At 46.5% G+C, this 26,293-nt stretch carries 25 protein-coding genes, 18 tRNA genes, 1 rRNA gene, 1 pseudogene and 1 other annotated feature; of the genes and pseudogenes, 9 read left to right on the top strand and 36 right to left on the bottom strand.

Annotated features, from left to right (window positions below; translation table 11 throughout):
• The 3 genes and pseudogenes from ACP4IT_RS11370 to ACP4IT_RS11360 form a co-directional block, all read right to left on the bottom strand.
• Nucleotides 1–634, bottom strand: a pseudogene (locus tag ACP4IT_RS11370) (DNA translocase FtsK); the annotation flags it as partial.
• 209 nt (nucleotides 635–843) lie between these two features.
• Complete coding sequence (gene ytpR / locus ACP4IT_RS11365) at nucleotides 844–1,482, bottom strand: YtpR family tRNA-binding protein (protein WP_015473592.1); 639 nt, start codon at nucleotides 1,480–1,482, stop codon at nucleotides 844–846.
• A gap of 23 nt (nucleotides 1,483–1,505) precedes the next feature.
• Nucleotides 1,506–1,838: a thioredoxin family protein gene (locus ACP4IT_RS11360; RefSeq protein ID WP_011667813.1), complete on the bottom strand. Its 333-nt coding sequence runs from the start codon at nucleotides 1,836–1,838 to the stop codon at nucleotides 1,506–1,508.
• Between the two features lie 178 nt (nucleotides 1,839–2,016).
• On the opposite strand from ACP4IT_RS11360, the gene ACP4IT_RS11355 reads away from it, so the two are divergent.
• On the top strand, nucleotides 2,017–2,343 hold the full coding sequence (locus ACP4IT_RS11355) for a PepSY domain-containing protein (RefSeq protein WP_011667814.1): 327 nt from the start codon (nucleotides 2,017–2,019) through the stop codon (nucleotides 2,341–2,343).
• 92 nt (nucleotides 2,344–2,435) lie between these two features.
• Here ACP4IT_RS11355 and ACP4IT_RS11350 read toward each other — a convergent pair whose 3' ends face one another.
• From ACP4IT_RS11350 to pepV, 4 genes are all read right to left on the bottom strand, one after another.
• The gene (locus ACP4IT_RS11350; protein ID WP_015473591.1) at nucleotides 2,436–3,794 is read right to left on the bottom strand and encodes an amino acid permease; all 1,359 of its coding nucleotides are present in this window, start codon (nucleotides 3,792–3,794) and stop codon (nucleotides 2,436–2,438) included.
• A 34-nt stretch (nucleotides 3,795–3,828) separates the two neighbouring features.
• A complete protein-coding gene (gene ald / locus ACP4IT_RS11345) occupies nucleotides 3,829–4,938 on the bottom strand; it encodes an alanine dehydrogenase (RefSeq protein ID WP_011667816.1) in 1,110 nt (369 codons plus the stop codon).
• A 211-nt stretch (nucleotides 4,939–5,149) separates the two neighbouring features.
• Complete coding sequence (locus tag ACP4IT_RS11340) at nucleotides 5,150–5,656, bottom strand: universal stress protein (RefSeq protein WP_011667817.1); 507 nt, start codon at nucleotides 5,654–5,656, stop codon at nucleotides 5,150–5,152.
• Nucleotides 5,657–5,693: 37 nt separating this feature from the next.
• Nucleotides 5,694–7,094, bottom strand: a complete 1,401-nt coding sequence (pepV, locus tag ACP4IT_RS11335; RefSeq protein WP_011667818.1) for a dipeptidase PepV — start codon at nucleotides 7,092–7,094, stop codon at nucleotides 5,694–5,696.
• 141 nt (nucleotides 7,095–7,235) lie between these two features.
• On the opposite strand from pepV, the gene ACP4IT_RS11330 reads away from it, so the two are divergent.
• Nucleotides 7,236–8,069, top strand: coding sequence for an NAD(P)H-hydrate dehydratase (locus tag ACP4IT_RS11330; protein ID WP_011667819.1), 834 nt, complete (start codon nucleotides 7,236–7,238; stop codon nucleotides 8,067–8,069).
• 46 nt (nucleotides 8,070–8,115) lie between these two features.
• Here the strand turns inward: ACP4IT_RS11330 and ACP4IT_RS11325 are convergent, their stop codons facing one another.
• Nucleotides 8,116–8,805: a S4 domain-containing protein gene (locus ACP4IT_RS11325; RefSeq protein ID WP_011667820.1), complete on the bottom strand. Its 690-nt coding sequence runs from the start codon at nucleotides 8,803–8,805 to the stop codon at nucleotides 8,116–8,118.
• 11 nt (nucleotides 8,806–8,816) lie between these two features.
• Nucleotides 8,817–10,451 carry a putative polysaccharide biosynthesis protein gene (locus ACP4IT_RS11320; protein WP_011667821.1) on the bottom strand — a complete coding sequence of 545 codons (1,635 nt, stop codon included), beginning with the start codon at nucleotides 10,449–10,451 and terminating at the stop codon, nucleotides 8,817–8,819.
• Nucleotides 10,452–10,672: 221 nt separating this feature from the next.
• On the opposite strand from ACP4IT_RS11320, the gene ACP4IT_RS11315 reads away from it, so the two are divergent.
• Complete coding sequence (locus ACP4IT_RS11315) at nucleotides 10,673–10,993, top strand: hypothetical protein (protein WP_011667822.1); 321 nt, start codon at nucleotides 10,673–10,675, stop codon at nucleotides 10,991–10,993.
• 105 nt (nucleotides 10,994–11,098) lie between these two features.
• Entirely contained in the window at nucleotides 11,099–11,863 is a 765-nt protein-coding gene (locus ACP4IT_RS11310; RefSeq protein ID WP_011667823.1) for a flavodoxin family protein, read from the top strand.
• A gap of 64 nt (nucleotides 11,864–11,927) precedes the next feature.
• Here ACP4IT_RS11310 and ACP4IT_RS11305 read toward each other — a convergent pair whose 3' ends face one another.
• Both ACP4IT_RS11305 and leuS read right to left on the bottom strand, forming a co-directional pair.
• Entirely contained in the window at nucleotides 11,928–12,602 is a 675-nt protein-coding gene (locus ACP4IT_RS11305; protein WP_156646938.1) for an ATP-binding cassette domain-containing protein, read from the bottom strand.
• Between the two features lie 448 nt (nucleotides 12,603–13,050).
• Nucleotides 13,051–15,480 carry a leucine--tRNA ligase gene (leuS, locus tag ACP4IT_RS11300; RefSeq protein WP_041815278.1) on the bottom strand — a complete coding sequence of 810 codons (2,430 nt, stop codon included), beginning with the start codon at nucleotides 15,478–15,480 and terminating at the stop codon, nucleotides 13,051–13,053.
• 69 nt (nucleotides 15,481–15,549) lie between these two features.
• Nucleotides 15,550–15,749, bottom strand: a binding site (T-box leader).
• Between the two features lie 171 nt (nucleotides 15,750–15,920).
• On the opposite strand from leuS, the gene ACP4IT_RS11295 reads away from it, so the two are divergent.
• The 3 genes from ACP4IT_RS11295 to ACP4IT_RS11285 are packed head-to-tail and all read left to right on the top strand — an operon-like array spanning nucleotide 15,921 to nucleotide 17,376.
• Complete coding sequence (locus ACP4IT_RS11295; protein ID WP_015473582.1) at nucleotides 15,921–16,562, top strand: phosphatase PAP2 family protein; 642 nt, start codon at nucleotides 15,921–15,923, stop codon at nucleotides 16,560–16,562.
• Complete coding sequence (locus ACP4IT_RS11290; protein ID WP_011667827.1) at nucleotides 16,559–17,125, top strand: tRNA (mnm(5)s(2)U34)-methyltransferase; 567 nt, start codon at nucleotides 16,559–16,561, stop codon at nucleotides 17,123–17,125. Before ACP4IT_RS11295 ends, ACP4IT_RS11290 begins: the two co-directional genes overlap by 4 nt.
• 56 nt (nucleotides 17,126–17,181) lie before the next feature.
• Nucleotides 17,182–17,376, top strand: coding sequence for a hypothetical protein (locus ACP4IT_RS11285; RefSeq protein WP_021741728.1), 195 nt, complete (start codon nucleotides 17,182–17,184; stop codon nucleotides 17,374–17,376).
• Nucleotides 17,377–17,454: 78 nt separating this feature from the next.
• On the opposite strand, the gene ACP4IT_RS11280 is transcribed toward ACP4IT_RS11285, so the two are convergent.
• From ACP4IT_RS11280 to ACP4IT_RS11255, 6 genes are all read right to left on the bottom strand, one after another.
• Nucleotides 17,455–18,777, bottom strand: a complete 1,323-nt coding sequence (locus ACP4IT_RS11280) for a glycosyltransferase family 2 protein (protein ID WP_024855082.1) — start codon at nucleotides 18,775–18,777, stop codon at nucleotides 17,455–17,457.
• Nucleotides 18,778–18,785: 8 nt separating this feature from the next.
• On the bottom strand, nucleotides 18,786–19,295 hold the full coding sequence (locus ACP4IT_RS11275; protein WP_024855083.1) for a hypothetical protein: 510 nt from the start codon (nucleotides 19,293–19,295) through the stop codon (nucleotides 18,786–18,788).
• Nucleotides 19,296–19,305: 10 nt separating this feature from the next.
• A complete protein-coding gene (locus tag ACP4IT_RS11270) occupies nucleotides 19,306–20,103 on the bottom strand; it encodes an EAL domain-containing protein (RefSeq protein WP_024855084.1) in 798 nt (265 codons plus the stop codon).
• Between the two features lie 159 nt (nucleotides 20,104–20,262).
• Nucleotides 20,263–20,985, bottom strand: a complete 723-nt coding sequence (locus tag ACP4IT_RS11265) for an adaptor protein MecA (protein ID WP_021741731.1) — start codon at nucleotides 20,983–20,985, stop codon at nucleotides 20,263–20,265.
• Nucleotides 20,986–21,132: 147 nt separating this feature from the next.
• Nucleotides 21,133–21,540 carry a transcriptional regulator SpxA gene (spxA, locus tag ACP4IT_RS11260; RefSeq protein WP_011667906.1) on the bottom strand — a complete coding sequence of 136 codons (408 nt, stop codon included), beginning with the start codon at nucleotides 21,538–21,540 and terminating at the stop codon, nucleotides 21,133–21,135.
• Nucleotides 21,541–21,743: 203 nt separating this feature from the next.
• Nucleotides 21,744–22,484, bottom strand: coding sequence for an MBL fold metallo-hydrolase (locus tag ACP4IT_RS11255; RefSeq protein ID WP_426855738.1), 741 nt, complete (start codon nucleotides 22,482–22,484; stop codon nucleotides 21,744–21,746).
• A 123-nt stretch (nucleotides 22,485–22,607) separates the two neighbouring features.
• Here ACP4IT_RS11255 and ACP4IT_RS11250 point away from each other — a divergent pair, with 123 nt between their 5' ends.
• Together ACP4IT_RS11250 and ACP4IT_RS11245 are read left to right on the top strand one after the other, a co-directional pair.
• Nucleotides 22,608–23,111, top strand: a complete 504-nt coding sequence (locus tag ACP4IT_RS11250) for an antibiotic biosynthesis monooxygenase (protein WP_011667908.1) — start codon at nucleotides 22,608–22,610, stop codon at nucleotides 23,109–23,111.
• 97 nt (nucleotides 23,112–23,208) lie between these two features.
• Nucleotides 23,209–24,420 (top strand): DUF2075 domain-containing protein, encoded by a 1,212-nt coding sequence (locus ACP4IT_RS11245; protein ID WP_251933130.1) that lies wholly within the window; start codon nucleotides 23,209–23,211, stop codon nucleotides 24,418–24,420.
• A 98-nt stretch (nucleotides 24,421–24,518) separates the two neighbouring features.
• On the opposite strand, the gene ACP4IT_RS11240 is transcribed toward ACP4IT_RS11245, so the two are convergent.
• From ACP4IT_RS11240 to rrf, 19 genes are all read right to left on the bottom strand, one after another.
• Nucleotides 24,519–24,593: transfer RNA gene (locus ACP4IT_RS11240), tRNA-Asp, on the bottom strand.
• A gap of 5 nt (nucleotides 24,594–24,598) precedes the next feature.
• Nucleotides 24,599–24,672, bottom strand: a tRNA-Met gene (locus ACP4IT_RS11235).
• 20 nt (nucleotides 24,673–24,692) lie between these two features.
• Nucleotides 24,693–24,765: transfer RNA gene (locus tag ACP4IT_RS11230), tRNA-Glu, on the bottom strand.
• Nucleotides 24,766–24,772: 7 nt separating this feature from the next.
• Nucleotides 24,773–24,860, bottom strand: a tRNA-Ser gene (locus ACP4IT_RS11225).
• A 4-nt stretch (nucleotides 24,861–24,864) separates the two neighbouring features.
• Nucleotides 24,865–24,939: transfer RNA gene (locus tag ACP4IT_RS11220), tRNA-Ile, on the bottom strand.
• A 6-nt stretch (nucleotides 24,940–24,945) separates the two neighbouring features.
• Nucleotides 24,946–25,016: transfer RNA gene (locus ACP4IT_RS11215), tRNA-Gly, on the bottom strand.
• Nucleotides 25,017–25,031: 15 nt separating this feature from the next.
• Nucleotides 25,032–25,104: transfer RNA gene (locus ACP4IT_RS11210), tRNA-Phe, on the bottom strand.
• A gap of 52 nt (nucleotides 25,105–25,156) precedes the next feature.
• Nucleotides 25,157–25,231: transfer RNA gene (locus ACP4IT_RS11205), tRNA-Asp, on the bottom strand.
• A 5-nt stretch (nucleotides 25,232–25,236) separates the two neighbouring features.
• Nucleotides 25,237–25,310 (bottom strand) — tRNA-Met (locus tag ACP4IT_RS11200).
• Between the two features lie 10 nt (nucleotides 25,311–25,320).
• Nucleotides 25,321–25,410: transfer RNA gene (locus ACP4IT_RS11195), tRNA-Ser, on the bottom strand.
• A 33-nt stretch (nucleotides 25,411–25,443) separates the two neighbouring features.
• A tRNA-Ile gene (locus ACP4IT_RS11190) sits at nucleotides 25,444–25,517 on the bottom strand.
• Between the two features lie 14 nt (nucleotides 25,518–25,531).
• A tRNA-Met gene (locus tag ACP4IT_RS11185) sits at nucleotides 25,532–25,605 on the bottom strand.
• 26 nt (nucleotides 25,606–25,631) lie between these two features.
• Nucleotides 25,632–25,705: transfer RNA gene (locus ACP4IT_RS11180), tRNA-Pro, on the bottom strand.
• 6 nt (nucleotides 25,706–25,711) lie between these two features.
• A tRNA-Arg gene (locus tag ACP4IT_RS11175) sits at nucleotides 25,712–25,785 on the bottom strand.
• 32 nt (nucleotides 25,786–25,817) lie between these two features.
• Nucleotides 25,818–25,889 (bottom strand) — tRNA-Gly (locus tag ACP4IT_RS11170).
• Nucleotides 25,890–25,894: 5 nt separating this feature from the next.
• Nucleotides 25,895–25,967: transfer RNA gene (locus tag ACP4IT_RS11165), tRNA-Thr, on the bottom strand.
• Nucleotides 25,968–26,016: 49 nt separating this feature from the next.
• A tRNA-Lys gene (locus tag ACP4IT_RS11160) sits at nucleotides 26,017–26,089 on the bottom strand.
• A gap of 3 nt (nucleotides 26,090–26,092) precedes the next feature.
• Nucleotides 26,093–26,165 (bottom strand) — tRNA-Val (locus ACP4IT_RS11155).
• 7 nt (nucleotides 26,166–26,172) lie between these two features.
• Nucleotides 26,173–26,289, bottom strand: a 5S ribosomal RNA gene (rrf, locus tag ACP4IT_RS11150).
• Nucleotides 26,290–26,293: the final 4 nt, after the last annotated feature.

The raw sequence follows: 26,293 nt of genomic DNA, 5'->3' as shown, positions 1-26,293 counted from the left end.
CCGTCGTTGCCGCTGAATCCGTCGTTGCCGCTGAATCCGTCGTTGCCGCTGAATCCGTCGTTGCCGCTGAATCCGTCGTTGCCGCTGAATCCGTCGTTGCCGCTGAATCCGTCGTTGCCGCTGAATCCGTCGTTGCCGCTGGTGCAGCTTCCGACAACAAAACGGTCTGTCCTGAAGGCAAGCTGACTGCATCAACACTAGTTGAATCAGCGACATCAGTGTTCGTCGCTGCGCCAAACAGCAAGAAACTCTGATCTGTTTTGTGCAACTGCTTAATTAAACGACGATATCGTTGCCGAGATTTAGCCGTTGTCTGATTCCAATGCAGTTGCCGCGGCACCTGAGTAACCACAAATGGCCGATAATCTGGCACATCCGCCGTCGTCGTTTGTCGCTGGGCCGTTGTTGCCGCTGATTGCTGCGGTTTGGCTTGCTGTAACGCCGCTTGTGCCGATGCAGCCGCCTGCTGCTCACGCTGTCGTTCTCTTTGTTCACGTAGTTGTATGCGTTCACCACGTTCTTTTCGTAATCTGACTTGTCGCTCCGAGCGTTCGTCAGTTGTATCATCCATTTGTTCTGGGGTCGGTTTTACTGGAAATTTACGGTAAAAGGCCGGGCCATCGTAGTGTTCCATGTGTTTCTTCCTCCTAGATGAGTAACTCTCATCAAAATTCATCGCTACCGGGAGGAGACGCCGCTGTAAACGGCTCGTTGACTCATTCCCTATTTCTCGTTTTATCTAATCGATTACCTGTTCCACTGACACACGATCGTCAGTCTATCCCATTGTACACAAAAAAGCGGGTCGCCGACAAGGGCTGACCCGCTTTGTAATATTCTTTCTTAAGCTTTAAAGATGGTTTGACCTCGTTCAAAATCAAACGGTTCGCCAACTTCATAATCGTCTGGCAAAATCAAAGCACCCGGCTTTTGTGGCGCATTAGCCAGGCCCAGTTCTCGTCCAGAACAAATCATCCCGTTGCTGGATACGCCCCGCAACTCGCCAGGCCAAATAATCAGGCCATTGGGCATCATCGCGCCAACCTTAGCAACAACCACCTTAATATCCGCTTGCATGTTCGGTGAGCCACTGACAATTTGCAAGGACTCATCATTGTCCACAACTGTTTCGGTCACTAATAAATGATCCGAATCCGGATGTGGTGTGGTCGACTTTACATACCCCACGACGAATCGTGACGCTGTTTCGGCCACTAGTTCACCAGAAAATCCGGCTGCTTCTAAGGCGACATTCAATGCAGCAACATCCGCAACGGACAATGCGACTTGCCCCTGACCCGTAATCTCTGGTAGGATTTCACTAATGGCCAAGAAATTATACCCCAGCGTTTTTTCCGTTTCTGGATCATAAATCCGTGCGACATTGTCTCGGACTGTGTGTGCTTGGGTTGGTGTATCTGGTGCCACAACCACAATTAATGTATCCCCCAACTCTTGGGGGTTGTAACTAGCAATTAACATGTTTGAATCCTTTCCAACAGGTATTAGTTGGCGTTGGTTGTCAAAGAATTGATAAATTCTTCTACCTCTGCTTTTGTCTTACGATCTTTGTTTACCAACCGACCAATCTCTTGACCATCGGCATAGGCAATAAAACTTGGAATGCCAAAGACATTGAGTTCTGCGGCCAAATCGATATTTTCATCGCGATCGACAGCAACAAACTTAAAATCAGGGTATTCCGCTTCAATTTCAGGCATGGCTGGCTTGATAAATGCGCAATCTGGGCACCAAGTTGCCGAGAAGAACAGCATCGTTTTACCAGATTTAACCACGTCGGTTAATTCAGTCGCTGACATTTTGGGTAATTGTTCCATGAAGATGCACTCCTTTATTTTAAGTTTGAAAATTATACAAGAACCATTATAGCAATCTACCAGAAAATTTACACGATTTTTGCCTTTTTACGGGAACTTCTTGGCAATCCTTGCTATACTAGGGGCAGAAGTGATGGAAAATGTGGCCCAGTAACACGTAACTTAAGGAGGCGGTAGTATGGCTGCTAAAAATGGACAATTGTATCAATTAAGCCTAACCGGAGTGTTGGGTGGATTAATGGGCGTTTTCATCACACGGTTTTTTGGCGGTACGTCACGATTAAACCCTGATGACATCTTGGAACAAGTCAAACGACAATTTCGTGAAGAGTCGCCAATTGAAGGCGCTTGGATTGAGAAACACGCAGTTCCTTTCCAAAAGTTTGCCGTTAAATCCCGTGTTTATTACGGGGGTATCAATCGCTATGAAGACGATCAACTTGTCCAGTACCAATTCATTGCCGACGCTGCCACCGGAAGTATTTTGGATATTCACCGACTATAATTTAACTGACCTTGACGACACCATTATAGTGTCGTCTTTTTTTACCAAAAAAACTGACAGTAGTCGTACAATCCGACTACTGTCAGTTTCAATTAAGCCTGTGCTCGTTTCATTTGGTGCCCCTTAATCAAATACAAGCTGCCTAGCCAAACAATTGATAAGCCTAACGCAATTGCTGTATCTAATTGGAAGACCAAGATGACAGCGACCAACATCAGTAGCGCCAGCACAAAATAATCAGCCCATGGAAACCACGGTGCTTTGAACTTAATCTGCATATCATCTGTCGTTCGTCGATATTTCAAGTGAGTCAGGATGATACTGCCCCAGATGAACAAGAAACACGTCGTTGCCACACTGGAAACCAACGTAAAGACCATGTCTGGGAACAACAGGTTCAATACCACAGCCAACGTAATAACCAGCGCTGAGAAATTTAAAGCGTTCCCCGGAACTTGGTGCTTCGACAATCGATTTAATTTCATCGTCAATGGTTGCTTGGCATCTTTGGTCAGTGAGGACAGCATCCGCCCAGTCGTGAAGATGGAACTATTGCAGGCTGAAGCCGCTGCCGTGATGACAACGAAGTTAATGATATCCGCTGCAGCCTGAATTCCCACATTTTTAAATACCATGACAAATGGACTTTGGTTTGGCAAAACCGTGTTCCACGGATAAATCGCCATAATCACAAATAATGCACCTACGTAGAACAAAATAATTCGCAAAGGAATATCATTAATGGCCCGTGGCAATACCCGATCCGGATCCTGCGTTTCCGCGGCTGTCATCCCCACCATTTCAATACCGATAAAACTAAAGACCACCATCTGTAAGGATAATAAGAAGCCAGATGCGCCTTTGGGGAAGAACCCGCCAAAGGCGACTAAGTTTTGTAACGAGGCATGCCCCACCGGTGTTTTAAAGCGCATGAAGATCATTACCATCCCGACCACAATCAAGCCTAAGATAGCCACGATTTTAATTAAGGCAAACCAGAATTCCACTTCCCCGAATGCCCCCACCGTAATCAAATTAATACACAGTAGGATCGCCAAAACGACTAGTCCTGGCAACCACTGCGGGACAGCAGGAAACCAAAACCGGAAGTAAATGCCAATAGCCGTGATTTCTGCCATTGCAATCGTAATCCAACAAATCCAGTACGTCCAGCCGACAACAAATCCAACGCGTTCGCCAAGATATTCTGTCACGAAATCCACAAACGATCGTTGATTTGTGTTTGATAATAATAATTCTCCGAGCGCTCGCATGAGTAAAAAACAAGCTACTCCAACACCGAGATAGGCCAGCAAAATGGATGGACCCGCTTGTTGAATCGACTTCCCCGAGCCTAAAAACAGTCCGGTACCAATCGTTCCACCAATCGCAATCAACTGAACGTGCCGATTCTTCAAATTACGCGCTGGAGCTGTCGGTTCTGTTGCCATATGACGTCCCCCCTTTTGCCCATCTAGTTAACGTTTAAATAAGTGTGACTAAGTCCGTAGCGGAAACGCCCTGACTTGCGGCAACGGCTGCCTCCGTTAAGTGACCCGCATAAGTGTTAACCCCAGTTAAGATTGTCGCATTGTGTTTAGCTGCCGCTTCAATGCCCTCATTTGCAATCGTCACTGCATATGGAATGGTGACGTTGGTCAAGGCCGCAGTTGCCGTCTTAGGAACAGCACCTGGAATATTAGCCACTGCATAGTGAACAACGCCATCTTTTACAAACACCGGATCATCATGGGTCGTCGCGTGGTCGGTCGTTGCAAATATGCCACCTTGGTCAACCGGGATATCAACCACCACGGAGCCAGGTTCCATCGATTGAATCATCGCTTCACTAACCAATTTTGGTGCTGTATGACCCGGAATAAGGACTGCCCCAATCACTAGGTCAGCAGTTTTAATGGCTTGTGCCAAATTAAACGGATTGGAAATGAGCGTTTGAATGTTGCCGTTAAAAGCAGTCTCAATTTCTGCCAGTCGTGCCGCATTAATATCTAGTAACTTGACGTGAGCCCCCAAGCCTAAAGCAATCTCGGCAGCATTGAACCCCACTGTGCCCCCACCAACAATGACCACGTTTCCTTTGGCTACACCAGGAACGCCTGCCAGCAAGACACCTTTACCACCATGATTTTCTTCTAAAAAGTGTGCCCCTACTTGAACGGCCATGCGCCCAGCAACCTCACTCATTGGCACTAGCAGCGGCAACCCTCCACGAGGTCCAACCATAGTTTCGTAAGCCACCCCAGTTACCTTAGCCGCGAGTAAGGCCTGCGTTAATTGAATATCCGGTGCCAAGTGAAGATACGTATACAAAATTAGTCCCTCATGGAAAAAGTGATATTCTTCTGGGACTGGTTCTTTTACTTTAATAACCAAGTCACATGCCCAAGCCTCGGTTGCTGTCCCCAAGATCGCACCAGCCTGTTCGTAGTCACTATCTGGATACCCAGCACCCTCACCTGCATGATGTTCAACGATAACCTGATGGCCAGCATGAACTAGACTAACCACGCCTGCTGGCGTAATCCCAACCCGGTTTTCGTTGTTCTTAGTCTCTTGCGGAATTCCAACTTTCATTTTCGTTACCCCCCTAATATTTGACTCTACCGCCAGTATAATGATTTTTGCCCACAACTACTGGCCTAACTACTCGTTGACGGCTGGTTAGTTCACTAACCTGAACAAAATCGTGGTCTAACCTTTAAGGCCCAGCTTGATGCTGGCCATTCAAAAATAAAGACAGCAAAAAAAGAGCTCGGGCAACCGCCACGAACTCCCTTGATAACCTTTATTTAGTTGGAACTTTTTTTAACCGCGTCACCTGGTTGTGTAGGTCCGTCCGTACGACCAGCACGTCACAAACCGCATTAGCCACCACGTAACTGGCTGTTGACCCTAGTAGCATGCGTTCAACCACATTCACACCCGTTGCGCCTAACATAATGAGGTCCGCCTGATACTCTTTGGGTAGCGACTTAGCCAAGTCAACTTTCGCATGTCCATAAAAGACAGACGTTACCACCCGCTCAACACCGGCTTCTTGAGCTTTTTGCCGGTATTGGTCAACTAATGCTTCTAGTGCTTGACGAGACTCGTCCATCACTTGCTGATCAACGTAACCAAAGCCGACCTGCGTATTATTTCCCAAGCCAACATAATCTCCACCACTCATAATCGTGACAATGATCAATTCCGCTTGGTTACGTAACGCAACAGCAATCGCCTTATCCAGCGCCCGTTTAGCCTGTCGCGAACCATCGACACCCACTAAAATGTGCTTATATTCTGCAACCATGTTCACCACTCCTTTGATCGGTTTATCTTAACCAACCTTATTTGGTGAGTTCAAAAATAGCTTGACCGTAAATCGCCATTGCTTTGAGTAAATCAGCTTCTGGCTGGAATTCATCAGCCTGATGCATGGTATCAGCCGTGCCGGGGAAGAGCGCACCAAAGGCAACGCCACGCTTCATCAAGCGGCCATAGGTCCCACCACCAACAACTTCAGGTTGAGCTTGCATATCGCCGGTCTGTTGCCGATAAACATCCATTAACGTTGCCACAATCGGATCGCTAGGATCGACATAGTGTGGCACCATTTCACGTCCTTGCTTTAATTCAACGGTCATACCAGCAGTCGCTTGCGTCAGCCCCGCCTTGATTTGATCAGCGCCGGTGCCAGTCGGATAACGGAAGTTGGTATTGACTAATCCAGATTTGCCTGCCGTGAAAGTCATCACCCCAACGTTCATGGTCAAGTCACCCATGACCTTATCCGTGTAAGCAATACCTAATTGGTGGGCCCGTGAATCGTCATGTAATTTGTGCGCAATTAAGCTCAGAAAATCAGCCGCATCTTTGCCAAAATCATACGTCGTCAAGAAACTGGCCAAATACGTTCCTGCATTAATCCCATTCTTAGGTTCCATACCATGAGCCGCCTTACCAACAACCTGGAAATGCACTCCCATAGCGTCGCTCGTGACACTTCCAGCAACTGGTGCTTGGTCCAAGAAAGTTGAAAAGTCAGCCATCATTTGTTCGGCATTATCCGTCACCACAGTAGCCTCGGCATCACGGGGAACCATATTTTCTCGTAAACCTGAATCAAAGGCTTGAAGAAAATCTGCTGATCCATTTTGACCACCGAACGCCGTCGTAAAGGTCACATTTCCCTTTTCACCATTGATTAAAGGAAATTCGGCATCAGGTGAAAAGCCCAGAGTTGGTGCTGGCTCCAAATCAAGATAATGATTCATCCCCGTCCAGTCGCTTTCCTCATCCGTTCCAATGATGAACCGAATCTTAATCTTCGGCAAGATTCCTTGATCTTTCAACATCTTTAATCCGTAGTAGGCAGCTAACGATGGGCCCTTGTCATCAGACGTCCCCCGACCGTACAAGTTGCCATCCTTAGCTGTTAAAGTAAACGGATCAGTGTGCCATCCTTTACCGGCTGGCATGACATCTGCGTGACCAAGAATCGCCAAGGTTTCTTCGCCCTCACCATATTCCACATAGCCAACTACATTATCTAAATTTTTGGTTTTAAATCCATCGCGTTTTGCAAGTTCTAAAAACGCTAATAATGCTTTTGCTGGTCCCGGACCTAAAGGATAGTCGTCCGTCGCCAAAGAATCATCACGCGCGCTATCAATGCCGACTAAGGTGGTTAAATCCGCAATATAGGCCTCCCGGTATTGTGCTGCTAGTTTTTGCCAATCAATTGCCATGATTGGACCTCCTTCACTTTTATTCGGACCTCTTGTCCAAGATTACTTATCGTTAATTTTAGCATACCGCCAGCCAATTGTAAGCCGATTTCATCGAACAACATGCTATACTAAACGTGAGATTGAGGAGGTCGATGTTCCATGCAAGTTTTAACTGAAAATATTTTAACAACGACTATTCGTCAACGACCAGCAGATAGCTATAAGGGGACTTACGGTCGCGTAACCTTGATAGGTGGTAATCGCAACTTTGGGGGCGCCATCATCATGGCTAGTGCCGCAGCCGTTTATGCCGGTGCTGGACTGGTTACAACCATCACAGACGCCAGTAATCAAAGCAGTTTGCACGCGCGATTACCAGAAGCGATGTTTGCTGACATACAAGACTTTACGCAAACTCGTACACTCATTCGGCACGCTGATGTCGTCGTCTTAGGTCCCGGTTTGGGAACCGATACAGCAGCGCTAACCACTTTAAAGCAAGCCTTTCAGGCAATCACACCCGAACAACACGTCATCCTCGACGGTTCGGCGATCACCCTAGTGGCTGAACAGCACTTACCCCTCCCACAGGCGCACATTATCTTTACCCCGCACCAAATGGAATGGCAACGGCTTAGCGGCCTCAAAATTGCTGCTCAAACGCCCGCTGCCAACAAGCAAGCCGCGGCTACCATCGGTGGTATTGTCGTGGTCAAGTCACATCGAACCCAGATTTACACACCCACCAACGCTTATGAAAATCCCCTAGGGACTCCGGCGCAAGCAACTGGTGGGATGGGCGACACCCTTGCTGGAATGATTGGCGGCTTTGTTGCGCAATTTGCTGATTCATCAGCGGCCGTTTGTGCGGCTGTCTATAGCCATAGCGCTATTGCTGAATTGTTAGCCCAGCAACAGTACGTCGTCTTACCGAGTCAAATTATCACGGAGCTCCCCCATTTTATGAAAGTCCATGAGCATAAAGACGTTTAAAAACAGGCAACTTACCGCATTGAAGTGGTAAGTTGCCTGCTTAATTTTATTTTTCAAGTGAGGAAGTGGTAGCCGGTGTCAGCAAGGCATCTATCTCTTGCGGAAATAATCCCCGATAGGTGCCCACTGCCAGATCTGGAGATAACTTGATTGGCCCCCAACCAATTCGGTTAATGGCACCACTCACGCGACTAAGCGATTCTAACCACGCTGTCACACTATCCAGCGCTGTTGTTTGCAAGGTCAGCATGGTCCATTGATGCACCTGATCCGGCCGCTGTTCAACGACCTCGGCCGCAATATTTTGAGGAAGCGTTAACGGCGTGGTCCCAGTCAATTGCACCCGTAGTGTACTTGGCCAAGTTTGACCCTGAACCTCCGTTAAGAAAGTATTATCGTCAGTCACTAGCGTTAGCCCAGCAATGGTCCTAGGCAGATCTGCCAAAATTTGCAGTGACTGCTGTTGATCCAGCGCATTTAACATACTTCCTAGACTGTGCGGAACGACCGGTGTCAAGTCTGTCTGCACGCCGACTGGCTTGTTAAAAACCAAATATTGTGGTCGCCGGCCAGTGACAGCCAAGCCATCAACGGTCACCTGATCCGACGTATCGACCGTTTCTCGGGGAGAATCAATCAGTCGGTCGTTAACCTTCACCCGGCCTTGACGGAGTAAACGAAAAATCTGCCCCGGGGTCCCCTGATGATGTTCCGTCAAATAACGTTCGATATTCATATCACTGCCTCCTAATGAATGTGCAACCGACGACGTAATCCAGCGACCCGTGAGCCTAAAATGGTATCTGCTAACCGTGATCGTAGAACCATATAAACGTAGAAATAACCACCAACACAAGCAGCTACTGCCACAATTAAGAAATTAATCATACGGCCTTCACTCCCTAACAAACTACCGGCAAAGGTAATCAACCGTGCCAAAATGAACGTACCAATCGACATGATCAGAATCCCATTAGTCTTTTTAGCAATATGGGCAAAGTTGATGCCAAATTGGCGATCCAAGGAGTGAATAATCAGATAACAGGTCACGGTGAACCCGATACCGGTCGCAATTAAGGGACCAAAAGCACCAAGGAAATAAACCAGTGGCCATTGCACGATAAATTTCACAACCGTTCCTACTAAGAAGTAGCGAACGGCGCGTTTATTTTGTGAGATACCTTGCATCAACGCTGCCACGACTGTGTAGAGACCGAGCAAGATCGACAGGTAAGACGAAAACGCCAGAATTGACGCAGCTAACGCTTCATGCGTCCGACCATAGAAGACCAAGTTTAACGGCCGCGCAACGGCTGCCATCCCTAACGCACTGGGAATCATGACAAACTCAAACATCAAGAAGGCATTAGCCAATTGATCCGAAATTTCCTGCTTATTGCCCCTAGTATAGGACTCAGATAACAACGGAACGACCGTAACTGCCAGTGCAGAAGCCAGTGAGATAGTAATCATGATTAGTTTATTCGCGTTTACGCCAAATAACGCGAATAGATCATTCAGGTATGCTGCAGAGTAGTTGCCTGCCATATGCATAATTGGGGCAAAGGTATATTGGTCAATCAGTTGGAAAATAGTGATTCCCGCTCCCAGAACAATAAAGGGCACGGCCTGGGCAATAATTTCTCGATACAGCTGATTGGCTGGAACCACCATTTCATTATTACTATTCGCAACCAAACCACGGAAGTAGCCCCGACGACGCCAATAATATACGCCTAAGATAATCAGACCACCGGCCGCCCCAATCGCTGCTGCAAACGTTGATTGGGAGACTGCCGTTACCCAGTTGCCTTTGAGCACCCGCATAATGACATACGCCGTTAGTAACATATAAACTACCCGAACCAGTTGCTCAACAAATTGTGAGATGGCTGAGGGCGCCATTTGTTGAAAGCCTTGGAAGTACCCCCGCGTCACACTCATCGTTGGAATAATTAAGATGGCCCAGGCCAACGAGTGCAGCACCGGAATCAAGTGGGCATCCCCACCAGTAAACAGCGGCGCGCCGAAGTACATCAACGAGGCAATCGCAATACCAGTCACAACGGCAATTTCCAATCCCCGTTTATATAACCGCACGCTAATCCCATACTCATTGAGTGCATTATAATGCGCCACTTGTTTAGCAATTGCTGAGGGAACCCCCGCGATTGCGGCAATTAGGAAGAAACTATAGATGTTATAGCCTTTCCCATACAGTGCATTTCCTTGCAGATAAAATGCACCAAACCAAATATTCCACGGAATAATGTACACTGCACCGAGTACCCGCGAAAAAATACTTCCCGCCGTCATCCATGCTGATCCTGCAACCATCTGGGCTTGTGCTTGGTTGCCGGATTGATCTGACCTTGCCGCCATTTGACACCCTACTTTCAATTTGTAAAATTCAACGTTCACTGTGCTTGATCTTGCCAAGCTAATCAAAGAAACATTATACCATAGCTTGTCTGAGGTAAGGCTCAGATTTCCGTAAAGTTTTGCATGACTTGTGAAAAATGCCCTAACTTACCGGATATTCCAAACAGTGGTATTCTAGACGTAGGCAATTGATTCAAGATTATTCAAGGAGGAATGTCAATATGACGCAGGCAACAGCTAGCTCTACCGCAACACCCACGATGCAAATGTCGCCGAAACGGGCGCAACAAGTCGTAAAAATGGCCAAAGGAATCCGCCACAATTTTCCTGAGTTTACGACGATTTCGGATGCACAGTTGATTTATGCAACTTGGCGGAGCTTCAAGCAGATTGATCAAACCAATGATAGCGACTATCAGACAATGGCCAAAGTCTTCTTCCACGAATTCGACCAACATCTCTTACACTACCAATTTTCTAAAGCGGGGCAAGAAACGATGATTCGGCAACGTTTCTTCGCACTGCTGACTAACCTGCTTTAACCTGAACTCCCAATCGCCAATCAGCGGTTGGGAGTTATTTATTCTCATCGATGACTGCGGTATACTTAATATCGAAGCGATTAAAAGATAGGTGAGGCGATTCTTTTGCATTATTTAGCTTTACTGGGGAGTCACGAAAAAAACGGCATCACTGCTGGCTACTTACAAGCCGTCATTGACGCATTACCCACTGAAGCAACTGTGGATACCGTTTTTTTGCGTGATTATGAGATCTACCCCGATACCAAGGAACGGGCTTGCCCCGCTCTGGATGAAATTGAAGCCAAAATGGCTGCTAGTGATTTTTGGATCATCTGTGCACCAACATACTGGGGTGGGCTGTCCGGCGTAATGAAGCAGTTCTTTGATTGCATGCGTTTTCGGCTAGTCCGGATGAACTCCGTAGCTGATACCTTACCCGGCAAGTATCAGAATAAACACTACTTAAGTATGACTACCTGTTTCATTAGCTCTGCCGACAACTTCTTTACTGGCATCACGGATCAAACCTTTGTCACGATTGATCGTGTGTTGAGTGGCGCCGGTCTCATTAAAGTTGGTGAATTTGTTGGAACTGGTACTTGGGGCACCCATGCCCCGCGCCCCGAAAAGTTGGCTGAGTGTCAACGTTGGGGGCAAAAAATTGCGCATCGGCCGCGAAAGGATGATAATACGTTGAAACGCTACATACTCTTATTTTTCATGATTGCCATCATGGCCCTCATCACAATGGGCTTACAAGCTTGGTGGTTCGGCGTCTTCGCTGCTGGCACCTTTTGGCTGACCTACTGCACCTTTGTCATTATTTTTTATGTCTTACTGGCAAGTATTCTGCATTTCTTCACCTTTGTGCGTCACCGGCGTCGTTAAGATTAACTGCTTAACCCCCTATTTTTGTCAGATCGATTGGTCTGATAAGACAAGGGGTTCTTTTTTACATATCGGCTTGGAGATAGGCCGCCTGCAACGAGGTTGTTTGGGTTAGTGCCATTAACGCCTGTGGGCTGCCAGAAAAGACACAGCGCTGATTAGCCAGTAGAGCAATGTGGGTCTGGTCTACGGGTAAATTTTCAAACTGATGCGTGGTTAGGATCACCGTCTTACCCGCTGCTGGTAACTGACAAATTTGGTGCATGACTTGCGCTGCAACTTTAACATCTAACCCACTTTCCGGCTCGTCAAAAAGATAGAGTTGCCGTTGCAAATGGCAGACCCCTTCTAACATCACTAATCGTCGTTGACCACCAGATAAATGACGAAATTTGGTGTGTGCAATCGGTTGGAGGGCTGCCGGTAAATCAGCGGCCGTGACGGACAACGACGGATCATCCAGTTCAAGCATCATTTGTAAGGTTTGTAGCACTGTCGTCGCCCCGGTAAACGGGACCCCCTGCATCTGGTAAGCCACTTGTTGCATCGGTGGAAAATCATGAAAGGCTGCTACTTGCTTGTTGGGACTGACGCCCGCAATGAAATCTAGTAAGGTTGACTTGCCCACACCATTAACGCCTAATAGGATATTTATCTGTCCTGGCATGAATGATATTGACAAATCCTGAAAAAGTTGCCGCTTGTCCGGAAGCTGGTAAGAGAAATTCGTAATATCCATAACTGACCGCCTCCTAGTAACGACTTGTATTCGACTGCAGTGACATGTGCTGAACCCAATAATAGCCCGTCACTAAGTAAACACCTGCAATCACCACCAAAAACAGACCGTTGCTTCCTATTTGCCCCGGCACACGCAACAATACCACACTGTACACAGCGACCATATAGGAGCCGGGATTCAACGCAATTAAGAGTTGCGTTAACCACTCATCTTAATAGTTCAATTATGGCATTTTGATTAGCTCATTTCAACGAATTTTAATCTTTTTCTTATTTTATATTATAAGATTAATTTACTCGTTAGCAACTCATGAACCCCCAGAACGCTTTGGCTGGGCATCTATCCTTGGTAACGTTGGTCCAAGTTCTATTCAAAAAACAGAGTACCTCATCAGGATTCACCCTGATAAGGCACTCTGTTCGATGCTTGTATCTATTCGTTCAACCTAATTTGCGACAATGTTAACCAGCTTACCTGGCACCACAATGACCTTCCGGACCGTCTTACCATCCGTGTGAACTTGAACTGTTTCATCAGCCAAAGCCGCAGCTTCAATCGCATCTTTAGTGGCATCCTTGGCCACTTTTAGGTGCGCTCGAACCTTACCATTGACCTGAACGACTAGTTCCACAACATCCTCAACCAATTGCTTGGCATCGTAAGTTGGCCATTTAGCATAGGCAATCGTTTCGTCATGGCCCAACAATGACCACAATTCTTCGGCAATATGTGGCACGATTGGCGAGATTAATTTGACAAAACCTTCCATGTAAATCATGGGTAGGCTATCAACCTTGTAGGCTTCATTGACGAAAACCATCAGTTGTGAGATGGCCACGTTGAACCGCATGGCTTCCAAATCTTCCGTAACCGTTTTGACCGTTTGATTATAGATTTTATCCAATGCGCCATCATTAATCATTGTGACCCGATCGCGCAATCGATTATTGTCGTCGATCAGCAGACGCCAAACACGATCTAACCACCGCCGTGACCCATTAATGCCTTCCGTACTCCATGGCTTAGAGGCTTCTAGTGGCCCCATGAACATTTCGTACAACCGCAGTGTATCGGCCCCGTGTTTTTCCACAATCTCATCAGGGTTAATGACATTGCCCTTAGACTTCGACATCTTCTCGTGGTTCGTTCCCAAGATCATGCCTTGGTTAACCAATTTCTGGAATGGTTCCTTAGTTGGTACCACACCAAGATCGTACAGGAACTTGTGCCAGAAACGTGCATACAACAGGTGCAAGACGGCGTGTTCCGCCCCACCAATGTACAGATCAACTGGCATCCAGTACTTCAGTTTTTCTGGGTCCGCAATTGCTTGATCGTTGGTTGGATCAACGTAGCGCAAGAAGTACCAAGAACTCCCCGCCCATTGTGGCATGGTGTTGGTCTCACGCTTACCTTTACGACCGTTTTCATCAACCACGTTCACCCAATCGTCGAGGTTGGCCAGTGGGCTTTCCCCCGTGCCAGATGGTTCAAGCTGCTTGGCAGCTGGCAATTTCAATGGCAATTCATCTTCAGGTACCAAGGTTGTTTCGCCATCTTCCCAATGAATCACGGGAATTGGTTCGCCCCAGTAACGTTGCCGTGAGAAAATCCAGTCACGCAACCGGAAATTGACTTGCTTATGGCCAGCATCATGTTCTGTCAGCCAGTCAATCGCCGCACTGATCGCCGTTTGCTTATCCATCCCATTCATGAAATCAGAATTGATATGCTTGCCATCGCCTGTGTAGGCAGCTTCAGTGATGTCGGTATCCGCATCGCCTTCAATAACTTGCGTGATTGGCAAGTTAAATTTCGTTGCGAATTCATAATCCCGTTCATCATGGGCGGGTACGGCCATAATCGCCCCCGTACCATAAGAAGACAGGACATAATCACCAATCCAAATTGGCAATTTCTTACCACTCAATGGATTAATCCCGTAGGCCCCGGTGAAGACCCCCGTCTTATCCTTGTTCAGATCCGTTCGTTCCAGATCAGACTTACTTTCGATGGCTTCTTGGTAGGCCTTAACTGCGTCGGCTTGTTCTGGTGTTGTAATCTTGGCAACGGCCGCATGTTCTGGCGCCAAAACCATATAAGTCGCGCCAAATAGCGTATCTGGTCGAGTAGTGTAAACTTCAATCTTGGTATCGGCTTGGCCATCGACTGGGAAGAAGACACTGGCTCCCTCGGAACGGCCAATCCAATTACGCTGCATTTCCTTAATGCTATCTGGCCAATCAAGGTCATCCAAATCATCGATTAACCGATCAGCATACGCGGTAATCTTCAGAACCCACTGACGCATTGGTACGCGGTAAACGGGATAACCGCCCCGCTCCGTTTTACCGTCGATGACTTCTTCGTTAGCCACAACTGTCCCACCCATGAAATCAGGCGCCCAGTTCACCATGATCTTATCTTCGTAAGCCAGCCCTTTTTTGTAGAGTTGTTCAAAAATCCACTGTGTCCACTTGTAGTAAGACTCATCAGTCGTGTTAATTTCACGACTCCAGTCATATGAGAATCCGAGCGACCGAATTTGCCGCTTGAAGTTTTTGATATTGTGCGCCGTGAAGTCCTTAGGATTGTGTCCCGTCTTCAAAGCGTACTGTTCAGCAGGGAGTCCAAACGCATCCCACCCCATTGGGTGCAACACATTGAACCCTTGCATCCGCTTCAAGCGGGCCATAATATCCGTTGCCGTATAGCCTTCTGGATGACCCACGTGTAGTCCTTGTCCAGATGGGTATGGGAACATATCCATCACATAATACTTAGGCTTAGTTTGACTATCGCTAGTCTCAAACGTGTGGTTAGCTCGCCAATAATGTTGCCATTTACGTTCAATAATCTGATGTTTATATGCCAAAATGCGTCGCTCCTTTTCATTTCTACGTCGTGCCACAAAAAAAGCCCCCAGAGGTCCAAAAATGGACTTCTGTAGGGCGTCTTTGCGCGGTACCACCTACATTCCCCAATCAGTGATTGAGGCACTCACCGGCTGATAACGTCGCCAGACGCCCACCTTGCAGCAGAAAAAACTCAGAGACAAGTTCGTTGACGCTAATCACGGATTCACAGCACCCATCCGCTTGCTGAACACTAGCATCAACTACTACTTCTCGTCAACGTTTAGATCAATCAAATTGTTTTCATCTTAGCAAACCCCCTAAGGAAAAGCAAGGGGCGCCACCGCTTTTACCCAATTATTTCCGAACCGCTGTGCTATACTTGGTTTACGCAACCTGATAACCAACTTTCATTTAAAGCCCCATCGTTATCAGACTTTACGACTTCAGGAGGTCACTTGTGGTAACTATTTCACGGACACGCTGGCGGTTCACTTGGGCAGCTGGCAGTTTATTTTTAATTGCGTTATTCGGCGTCACCACCCATCAGACTTGGTTAACGGAGTTTGACCGGCTCATCATTGGGTGGGTCCGCCAGCCGCTACCTCGACCACTTACCCGCAGTATCATCTGGATAACCACTTCTGGTAATCCGCAATCTGTCACATGGATAACCCTTTTACTGGCCGCCGGACTCGTCATTATTCGGCGCTACCGGGCCACTTTATTTCTCTTATTTAACGTTTTAATTTTTGCGGGTCTTGGTAACAGTCTCATCAAACACCTCGTCCGCCGGCCACGACCGACCGTTGACCGCCTCGTTAATGCCAGCTCATATAGCTTTCCTAGTGGACACTCAATTACGGCGATGCTACTCTGGGGGTCCACCATTATTCTACTGAGCGGATTATTACGTCAGCATCCCCTGTGGAAAAAGAGTCTTATTGGTATCTTAAGTGTCTGGATTGTTCTAATTGGGTTATCACGAATTTACGTGGGCGTTCACTATCCCAGTGACGTGGTCGCTGGTTGGACCTTAGGTTTCGTCCTACTTACGTTAAGTCAATGGTTTTTGACCCGTCATGGAGATGATTTAAGTTGAATTTAGCAAATGCACTCACATACAGTCACACCCTATTAAAAGAATGTGTCGGCCCTGGCGCTACCGTTATCGATGCGACCGTGGGTAAGGGCAACGATACCGTCTTTTTAGCTAATCTCGTTGGCAAAAGTGGTCACGTCATTGGTTTTGACATTCAGCAGGCGGCGTTAGATGCCACCCAACAACAATTGACTCTAACCGGGCTGAGTCAGCAAGTGACTCTTCACGCGGTTGGTCATGAGCAGGTGGCTGCCTACCTGGACCCAGAAACGCCAGTGGCGGCGGCAATTTTTAATCTGGGCTACCTCCCGGGCGGCGATAAACAGATCATTACCCGGCCAGAAACCACTTTACGAGCAATCAAAGCACTGCTCCCCCACCTACCTCGTGGTGGTCGTCTTATTCTGGTCGTCTACGCCGGGCATCCCGGTGGTCAAGCCGAACGGCAGGCCGTTTTAGATTTTTGTCAGCAATTGCCGCAGAAGACCTATCAGGTGCTCCAATACGGCTTCATTAATCAAATCCACACGCCACCGTTTTTGCTGGCAATTGAGCGCCGCTAACGATCCTTATTCGACACTGAGTAGATAATTAATTTTTGCAAAAGAGGTGAACGACCTTGTGGCGAGAAATATCAAAGGCACTATCTGCAAACAACCTCGTCACCATCCATGTTGTGGGTGGTGACAGTTTTACCATCGAAAGGGCCGGTCTTAACACTGATACCCAAATGATTATGGCCAGAGATCAGGCTGGTCGTGTTTATATAGCCGATCCTCACCAAGTAACTTTTATCGAAGTCACCCATCAATAAATCGGGCAAGGCACGGGCACTGACCCGTGCCTTTTTTCTATCGATTAATCAGTTGGTAACGCAGTTGACCTCTGTCCATTACTTCTTTAACGCCTGTCGTTTAGGGCTCACCCAGGTTCCGGAACCAAATCCTAGGATCGTCTTCAGTGCCGGAATAAACGTCATCACCACTGTGACGGGATTAACCATCCAATAGAACAGCATATACAACGGGGCAAAGAATAAGTATTTTAATTTTGCACCATGGTGGTCTAACAGTAATGCCGCCAGTAATTGCATGAATCCGGCAAATAACTCAAACGTGACAAAAATAAACGACATCGCTAATCCGTGTAAGACCCGATCATAATTACCAGTGATTAAAAAGATCCCCATGGTTGTTAGAAAAGCCAACGAGGTTAACATGAAGAAAAACGACCACACAATGGACAGTGTTGAGTCAATAAACATGGAAAGCTGATACCGGTGGGCAATTGGATGCAATATAAATTTCTTGATATTGGTTAACCAAACCTCAGTCCCCCCTTGTGCCCAGCGTTTACGCTGCTTGTACAAATCCCACAAGGTATCCGGCACATTCATATGGAAAATAACGTTTGGGGCAAATCGCGGTACGGCACCAATCATCTGGTGATCCCAAGCAATACTGATATCTTCAGTCGCCCGATTCTGACGAAAACCACCCACATCGATGAGAAAATCTTTCTTGTATAGCGTGTTAGCCCCACTGTAAGCATACATGGAATCATTAATCGCCGTTTGGCTGCGCTTAATAACACCAACAATACTCGTGAACTCTACTGTTTGCGATTTTCCCAATAGACTCGTACGATTTTGAACATCCATATTAGCAGTCACTGCGGAGGTGTTCATATCACGGTCACGCATGAAGAAATTCATATACTTCATCAAAGCGCCTGGCTCTGGAATCGTATCCGCATCATTACTTAAAATATAGTCGCCTTGGGCAAAGTGCATGCCAATATTAAATGCGTGTGCTTTACCCTTGTTTTTTAAAATTTCGATAGTTCGCAGCCGAGAATATTGAGTTTGTAAGTCACTAATAATGGCAGCCGTGCGATCAGTTGACCCATCATTCATTACTAAAACCTCAAAATTTTCGTAATTGAGTTCCTCAAACAAATACGTAATCGTATCTGCCAACATGACTTCCTCATTATGTGCCGGAATCATAATCGTAATCATTGGTTGTTGCTCAGCCGGGATGTTCTGCCAATCTGTATCGCGTTTGTTGGTCTTCAAGAACCGATACGATAAGGCACCAGCGAACCAGAAGAAGGAGCCCACAATGGGATACAAGCACAAAATTAGGAGCACAATATTTAAAATTGTTTGCCCCATCGTTGCTTTCAAGACACTGTCAATAAAAACGTCTAACATACCGGCTCCTAATCTCCCAAATCATTCAGGTGTTGTTTTTGATAAAGCTCATGAATTTGTTCCGTCTCTAAGTTCTGTTCCGGTTTAACTTGGTATCGCCGAACCTGATGGCGAAAATCTGCGTCACCAAATCGGTCATCCATAAATTTTTCCAATTCTGTTTCGCGTTTACGCTGGTTAATCGGGTTATACGTTGGCCACTGCTCAACGACGCGTTCTCGCTTGCGGTTTTGAATAATCGTCATCCCCACCGCAAAGAGTGAAACCATCACGAACGCAAATAACAATAAAATACTAATGAATTTGATTTCAAAGATCCCTTCGCGATACGTCCACAAATGAGGTATCTGCGGATGATCAACTGCCAAAAAAGCGGTTATTGTAATCACAATGGGAACAATCACACATATCCATCCGACTAATGCCACCAACGTCTGCCGCGCTTTGAGTCCCCAGTGTCCACGCTCGAAATAAGCATCCGTATACAATTGCTGCGATGGTTTATGTTTATCAGTCATCCTGCTCCTCCTAGTTTTGTGGATTAATTGGGCGGCCAAACCGGTAGCCCTGTCGAACCGGAATCTTCAATTGTTCTGCCAACTGCTCATCAGCAGCATCCTCCACCCCCATCAGAATCAACTGAATATGATTATCTTGAGACAATCGATTCCAAAACTGGAGATTAAGGTCAAGCCAAACAGAAGCGTCAGCCTTACGGAAACTGCGCATCGAACATTTTAACGAATCCACCTGCGGCAATAACCACTGAATGTTTTTTAAACTATCCAATGTTGATCCGACATTATCAATATCAAAACGCATACCATAGGCTCGAGCCTCACGAATTCGTCGTAAAAACAATGCCCGATTAAGCCGCCGTACCGGTCGATTAACTGTGAATTCGACGGCTAGCGTCATGGGCGTTATTTTGGAAATAGCCCACCGAACAAAGTAGTGGAATTCTGGACTAACAATTTGATCGTACTCTAAGTTAATTGATAATGTAATCTTCCTAGGTGGAAGTACCTTAAAGGTATCCTCTAATAAAAAGATCACGCGCTGTAGCGGTAACGACGCCAACTGTTGTGGCAATGACCAAGTCCCGTCCGGATTATGTTGCCGAAGAAGACATTCATAGCCCGTTGTTTGTCCGTGAAAGTCAACTTGCTTTTGAATAAAGTATCGTAGCTCAATGGCCTGATTCTCCAAATAATTATTCGATTTTTTTCGAGAATACCAGAAATAAAAGGCAATAATACTAACTATTCCCAGCGCCGCTACTAGGGTTAACCATAATAAGACCTGTTCTAATTGCACTAATGACATTCCTTTTCCTCACTTATAATTAGTCATTCAGTTCCAACTATTATAATCGTTATAGTTAACTTTTCAAGCGTTTCAATGCATCAGAACTAAACACCCATAATTATTGACACTAAAAAACGCTAAGTTTCCATTAGGGATCTTAGCGTTTATACATCGCCATTAATCAGTTAAAAAATGAAAGCGTGTCAGTTCCAGTGCCGAATTGTCCATAATCAACTGACCATGTTCTGCCAGCACGTCTGGGGCAACCTTTGTACGTTCTGCGTACTCATAAGCCACCGCTAACTCATCTTTGATAGATTCACGTGATGATTCATTAACAAAGAAGACCAGCTCCAGATAATAGGCATCTTGGTAGCGGTATAAGTTAGAAGCGGCATTCTCTAAGCGAAGAACTCGAGCCAAACTGATCATATCCTCAAAAGAATGAAGTTTAACAACTCGAGTTGTCGTTGGTTGACCACTATCGTTCAAGTAATCCTCAATATCATTAGACTCATTCGCAGCTGACTTGAAGCCAGAGAAGAAATCCTTTTGATTATCTTTTTCTAACAAATGTTCTTTGATTTGATCCGACACTTGATCGGGGTGCTCACTGTCAACACTGGCGTCGCCCTGACTTTCATCAGCTACGTCGTCCTCATCTGTATTCTTACTGATAAACAACTCCAAGCCATTACGGTTCGGTAACACTTGAAAAGTAACCGCATCGTTGTCCTGAAACTGGTGATCGACATCGACCTCTTCCAAGATACTATAAAAGAAGCCCTCAATTTGTTTGTGGTTACCCAATAGGTCTAACACGGTAATACCGCGTTCGGTCAGATCATCATTGCCAATAACCACGCGAATCGTATTCTCATTGATTCGTTCCATTTCCATGAATAACACCCCTTTCTCGTGGGTTTGGGGATTGTCCTTGATACTCTCATTTTAGTCGTTTAAATTGACTTGTAAAGTCATCATACCAAAAAACCGGACTGCAAGTAACATTTTCTCACAAATCCGGTCAGATGCAACTAATTAAGCTTAATTTACGCCATTTACCAGCCGTTGGGCCCGTTGTAATTCCAATGCTCGAACCTTCCGCGGCAAGAAGCGGCGGATTTCCTCTTCGTTAAACCCAACTTGAAGTCGCTTTTCATCGACCATAATTGGTCGGCGTAGAATTCCGGGGTGCTCTTGAATCAGAGCATAAAGGTCACGAAGTGGTAAGTCGTCTAAATCTACTGTTAATTCTTGATAGGCACGAGACCGTTTAGAAACAATCTCTTCTGTGCCATCTTCCGTTAAACGTAGAATTGATTTAATATCATTAACGGTCAAGGGCTCGGAGAAGATATTTTGTTCACGGTACGCGATACCATGTTCTTCGAACCAGAGACGGGCTTTGCGGCATGAGGTACAACTTGGTGATGTATATAACGTGACTGTCATAATCTTTTCCTCCCTCTCAGTTGTATAAATCTTTTAATAAAGTCTATTATACAGCTTTTTCGAGAAAAATAAAGACCTTTTGGAAATTAATTTAATCAACAATTTTATGCCATATGACTATTACTGGGCAAAAGAATAATCACTAGACACCATTTTGATATTCAATTGATTTTAGTCAATTTATAATTATCGAATAGTAATCATTAGGTATTATAAATTGATCCAGCCTGAACGACCTCAACTCGCGTACCCGTCCCGGCCGCCGATTGGGCTTCTGCCTTTAGTTGCTGAAGATCGCCTACTTGGGGAAGATGCGTTAACAATAATCGGCTAACCCCAGCTTGCTGAGCTAATTTACCAGCCTGAGTTGACGTTAAGTGCCAGGCAGTTCCCTGATGATCAGCAAAGAAGTTCGTATCAGCTAATAAAACATCTGCGCCCGTTGCCCATGTCGTTAATCCACTAAAAGCCGCTGTATCGGCAGTGAATGCTAATGTGGCACCAGTAGCCGTTTCCGTAATTCGTGGTGCATAAGCTGGCACGGGATGATGGGTCGCTAAAAAAGTTATCGTAAAAGGACCGATTTGAATCGGTTGAGTGGGATCATATGGGCGGCCAATCGTCGCGTGGGGCCAGGTTAACGCCCCAAAGTTCAGGGGATCAGCTGTATGACCATAAATGGGTAGCTCCGCTTGCGACCATTGTGTCGAACCCAGTTGCCATTCATATTGCAAAACACCCACATCGGCCGTGTGATCGTGGTGATAGTGGGTCAGCAAGACGGCATTTAACTGTAACGGATCTAGCACCTTTTCCAAAGCCAACAGTGCACCACTGCCACAGTCTAAGAGTAAATGAAAATCACCACTCGTCAACAAATAGCTACTGGTTCCTACACCATTATGCGGGTAACCGCCATAACACCCTAAAACACGTAATTGCATCTAATCATCCTCTCTACTTAATACTACTACCAGTTTAGCGCGCTGTTAGAAGAGTGTAAACGTTTCGCTTTTTTATTCAGGACCCTTATAATAGAGATAAGTCATTAGTTAGGAGGGATGATTATGCGCCACGAATTATCATTAACATTCGGCAGTCGTGATGTTCTTCAACGGATTATTCAGGAAAATACGGATCGTCATTTATTGTTACTTGCTGGTTCTGCAACCGATGAAGGCCTTCTTTTACTCGATGTTTCGGGTACCCCCAGCATTTTCACCGGGGGGCTCACTTATCAAATACGTGCACACCAAGGCAGTCAAAGTTGGCAAGGATTCTTTAGCTTTGATTACTTTACCCTAGATCCAGATACTGCTAAGGTCTTTGAAGCTAAAGTGAATCGATTGGCTAGTCCCCCACTCCCAGCCGGTATGACTGATCTATATTTATTAACCAAACAACACAACGACAGTGAGTATTTACTGCTTACGGTCTGGCAGGATAGTCAAGCTTACGCGCTGTGGCGCCACTCGCCAGCGTTCGCACCAATTGACACTTATGCTACTAGCGCTAATCATTTCCACGCAGCATCCTACCATCAAGTCCCTAAAAAAGAACCTCAAGGCTAACCCTACAGGCCCAATCATCTGGATTGGACCTGTTTTATTTTGTTTTCATTTCGCGGTACAATAAGCCTATTCAACTTTTGAAAGGTGTTGTTCAACTATTAAAACGATGTCTAATGCGGCGGTTGATAAAATTTCGCCACTACTTCCATTAACCACCGAACAATCTGAATTGGTTGAGCGTTTACTCGCCTTTGCAACAACCCACATCCAAACAGATGGTCCTGCGGTCTTTACGATTTACGGGGACGCCGGGACTGGCAAAAGTGTCGTGCTCGCTCATCTCTTTAACCAACTACAAACTTTAGCCCGAACTCATCCGACTAACCCGCTGACCGGAACCGAAAATTACTTCTTGGTGAATCATCCAGAAATTCTAAAGGTTTACCGTGAAATTGCTGGCCAACAACCCCACCTGTTTAAAAAAGATTTTCAGCGGCCAACGTCTTTGATTAATCAAATCAATCAGGGAAAGCGGCACGCTGACGTCTTAGTTATTGACGAAGCCCATCTTCTGTTATCACAGGCTGACCACTACAACAATTTTTATGGCACGAACCAGCTGACTTCACTCATGGCAACGGCCAAGGTCATCATTGTTGTTTTTGATGAAACGCAGGTTCTACGAATGAAGAGTTACTGGACGGAATCACGGTTAGAGCATCTGCTAGCTTCGGTTCCCCACACCAGCTATCGCTTAACTCATCAGTTTAGAATGCAGGCTAGTGACGAACTCGTCAGCTGGATTAATGACTTCACCCATCAACGGCTGCACCCACTGCCTGCCACTGACGGAACACAGTATGACTTGCGCGTATTCAATGACGCAGAACTCATGCGGCAAGCTATCGTCCAACGAAATCGTGAAGTTGGCCTGTCACGAATCGTCTCAACTTCTGGATATCCGTCAACACTAGATGGCGGTAAACATTTTATCACTGAGGGCCGGTTTCACTTACCTTGGGATCAATATAACTACACCAATACACCATGGGCTGAACTTCCCCAAACCATTGATGAAGTTGGCTCTATCTATACTTGCCAAGGATTTGATTTAAACTATGTCGGTCTTATCCTAGGGCCGCCAATTACATTAGACGAACATCAGCATCTGCAAATTCGATTAGACCGTTATACAGATGTCGAAGCATTCAAACGGCGAGACGATTTGAATGATCCACAGAAATTGACCCAGATTAAACAGCAATTGGTCTTAAATTCAATCAACGTCCTAATGAAACGCGGCGTTAAGGGACTCTATATCTTTGCCCACGATCAGTGTCTACGTCATTACCTACAACAGCGACACTAAAAAAGGAACTGGTTTCGATGGCCTGAAATCAGTTCCTTTTTGGCAACAATAATATTTTATCAAACAAAAAAGCCTTCCCAAAGGAAGACTTACTAAGACGGTCCGTACGAGACTCGAACTCGTGATCTCCTGCGTGACAGGCAGGCGTCCTAAACCAACTAGACCAACGGACCAAAAATTGCGGGAGCAGGGTTTGAACCTGCGACCTTCGGGTTATGAGCCCGACGAGCTACCAGACTGCTCCATCCCGCGATAATATTAAATTGACACAATGACCCGTACGGGATTCGAACCCATGTTACCGCCGTGAAAGGGCGGTGTCTTAAACCACTTGACCAACGGGTCATATCAACGGAGAAGGAGAGATTCGAACTCTCGCGCCGCTTTCGCGACCTACACCCTTAGCAGGGGCGCCTCTTCAGCCACTTGAGTACTTCTCCATAATGGGCCTAAATGGACTCGAACCATCGACCTCACGCTTATCAGGCGTGCGCTCTAAACCAGCTGAGCTATAGGCCCATATAAAGCGGGTAACGAGAATCGAACTCGCGACAACAGCTTGGAAGGCTGTGGTTTTACCACTAAACTATACCCGCATTATATCGAGCTAATGGCGCGGGACGGAATCGAACCGCCGACACATGGAGCTTCAATCCATTGCTCTACCGACTGAGCTACCGAGCCATTTACCATTTAGAAACTAAGATTACCATCCTTGGGCGAACAAGCATGATAACGGTCCGTACGAGACTCGAACTCGTGATCTCCTGCGTGACAGGCAGGCGTCCTAAACCAACTAGACCAACGGACCAAAAATTGCGGGAGCAGGGTTTGAACCTGCGACCTTCGGGTTATGAGCCCGACGAGCTACCAGACTGCTCCATCCCGCGATAATAAAAAAGGAGGATGAGAGATTCGAACTCTCGCGTGGTTTTACCCACCTGACGGTTTTCAAGACCGTTCCCTTCAGCCAGACTTGGGTAATCCTCCATAAAAATAAAATACAAGTGCCCTTTTGAATAATGGACCTTGTAGGACTCGAACCTACGACCGGACGGTTATGAGCCGTCTGCTCTAACCAACTGAGCTAAAGGTCCAGTCCAAGTCCAAATCGCGGCGGGGGGGATCGAACCCTCGACCTCTCGGGTATGAACCGAACGCTCTAGCCAGCTGAGCTACACCGCGAAATGTTAAATAAAATATTTATTTAATCGGGAAGACAGGATTCGAACCTGCGACCCCCTGGTCCCAAACCAGGTGCTCTACCAAGCTGAGCTACTTCCCGTTCAAATGCACCCAGTAGGAGTCGAACCTACAACCTTCTGATTCGTAGTCAGACACTCTATCCAGTTGCGCTATGGGTGCAAAATATATCATGCTTAATACCTCTCGGTATAAGCGGAAGACGGGATTCGAACCCGCGACCCCCACCATGGCAAGGTGATGTTCTACCACTGAACTACTTCCGCATAAATGCCGACTAGAAGATTCGAACTTCCGACCCCCTGTTTACAAGACAGGTGCTCTACCAACTGAGCTAAGTCGGCATAGTCAGTATCATGTTCAATATCCAATTGTCACTCACCCGTAGGTGAATGAGCCGTGACAGTCTCGAACTGTCGACCCTCTGATTAAAAGTCAGATGCTCTACCAACTGAGCTAACGGCTCAAATGGAGGATACAGGGCTCGAACCTGTGACCCTCTGCTTGTAAGGCAGACGCTCTCCCAACTGAGCTAATCCTCCAAAATTCGCGTGGCAACGTCCTATCCTCGCAGGGGGCGATCCCCCAACTACTATCGGCGTGCTGAAGCTTAACTTCTGTGTTCGGCATGGGAACAGGTGTATCCTTCAGGCTATCGCCACCACACTAT

This window comes from Levilactobacillus sp. LN180102 (assembly GCF_050106635.1).
GTDB lineage: Bacteria > Bacillota > Bacilli > Lactobacillales > Lactobacillaceae > Levilactobacillus > Levilactobacillus brevis.
Note: the sequence above shows the minus strand (reverse complement) of the source record. Positions and strands in the feature narration are given on the sequence as shown.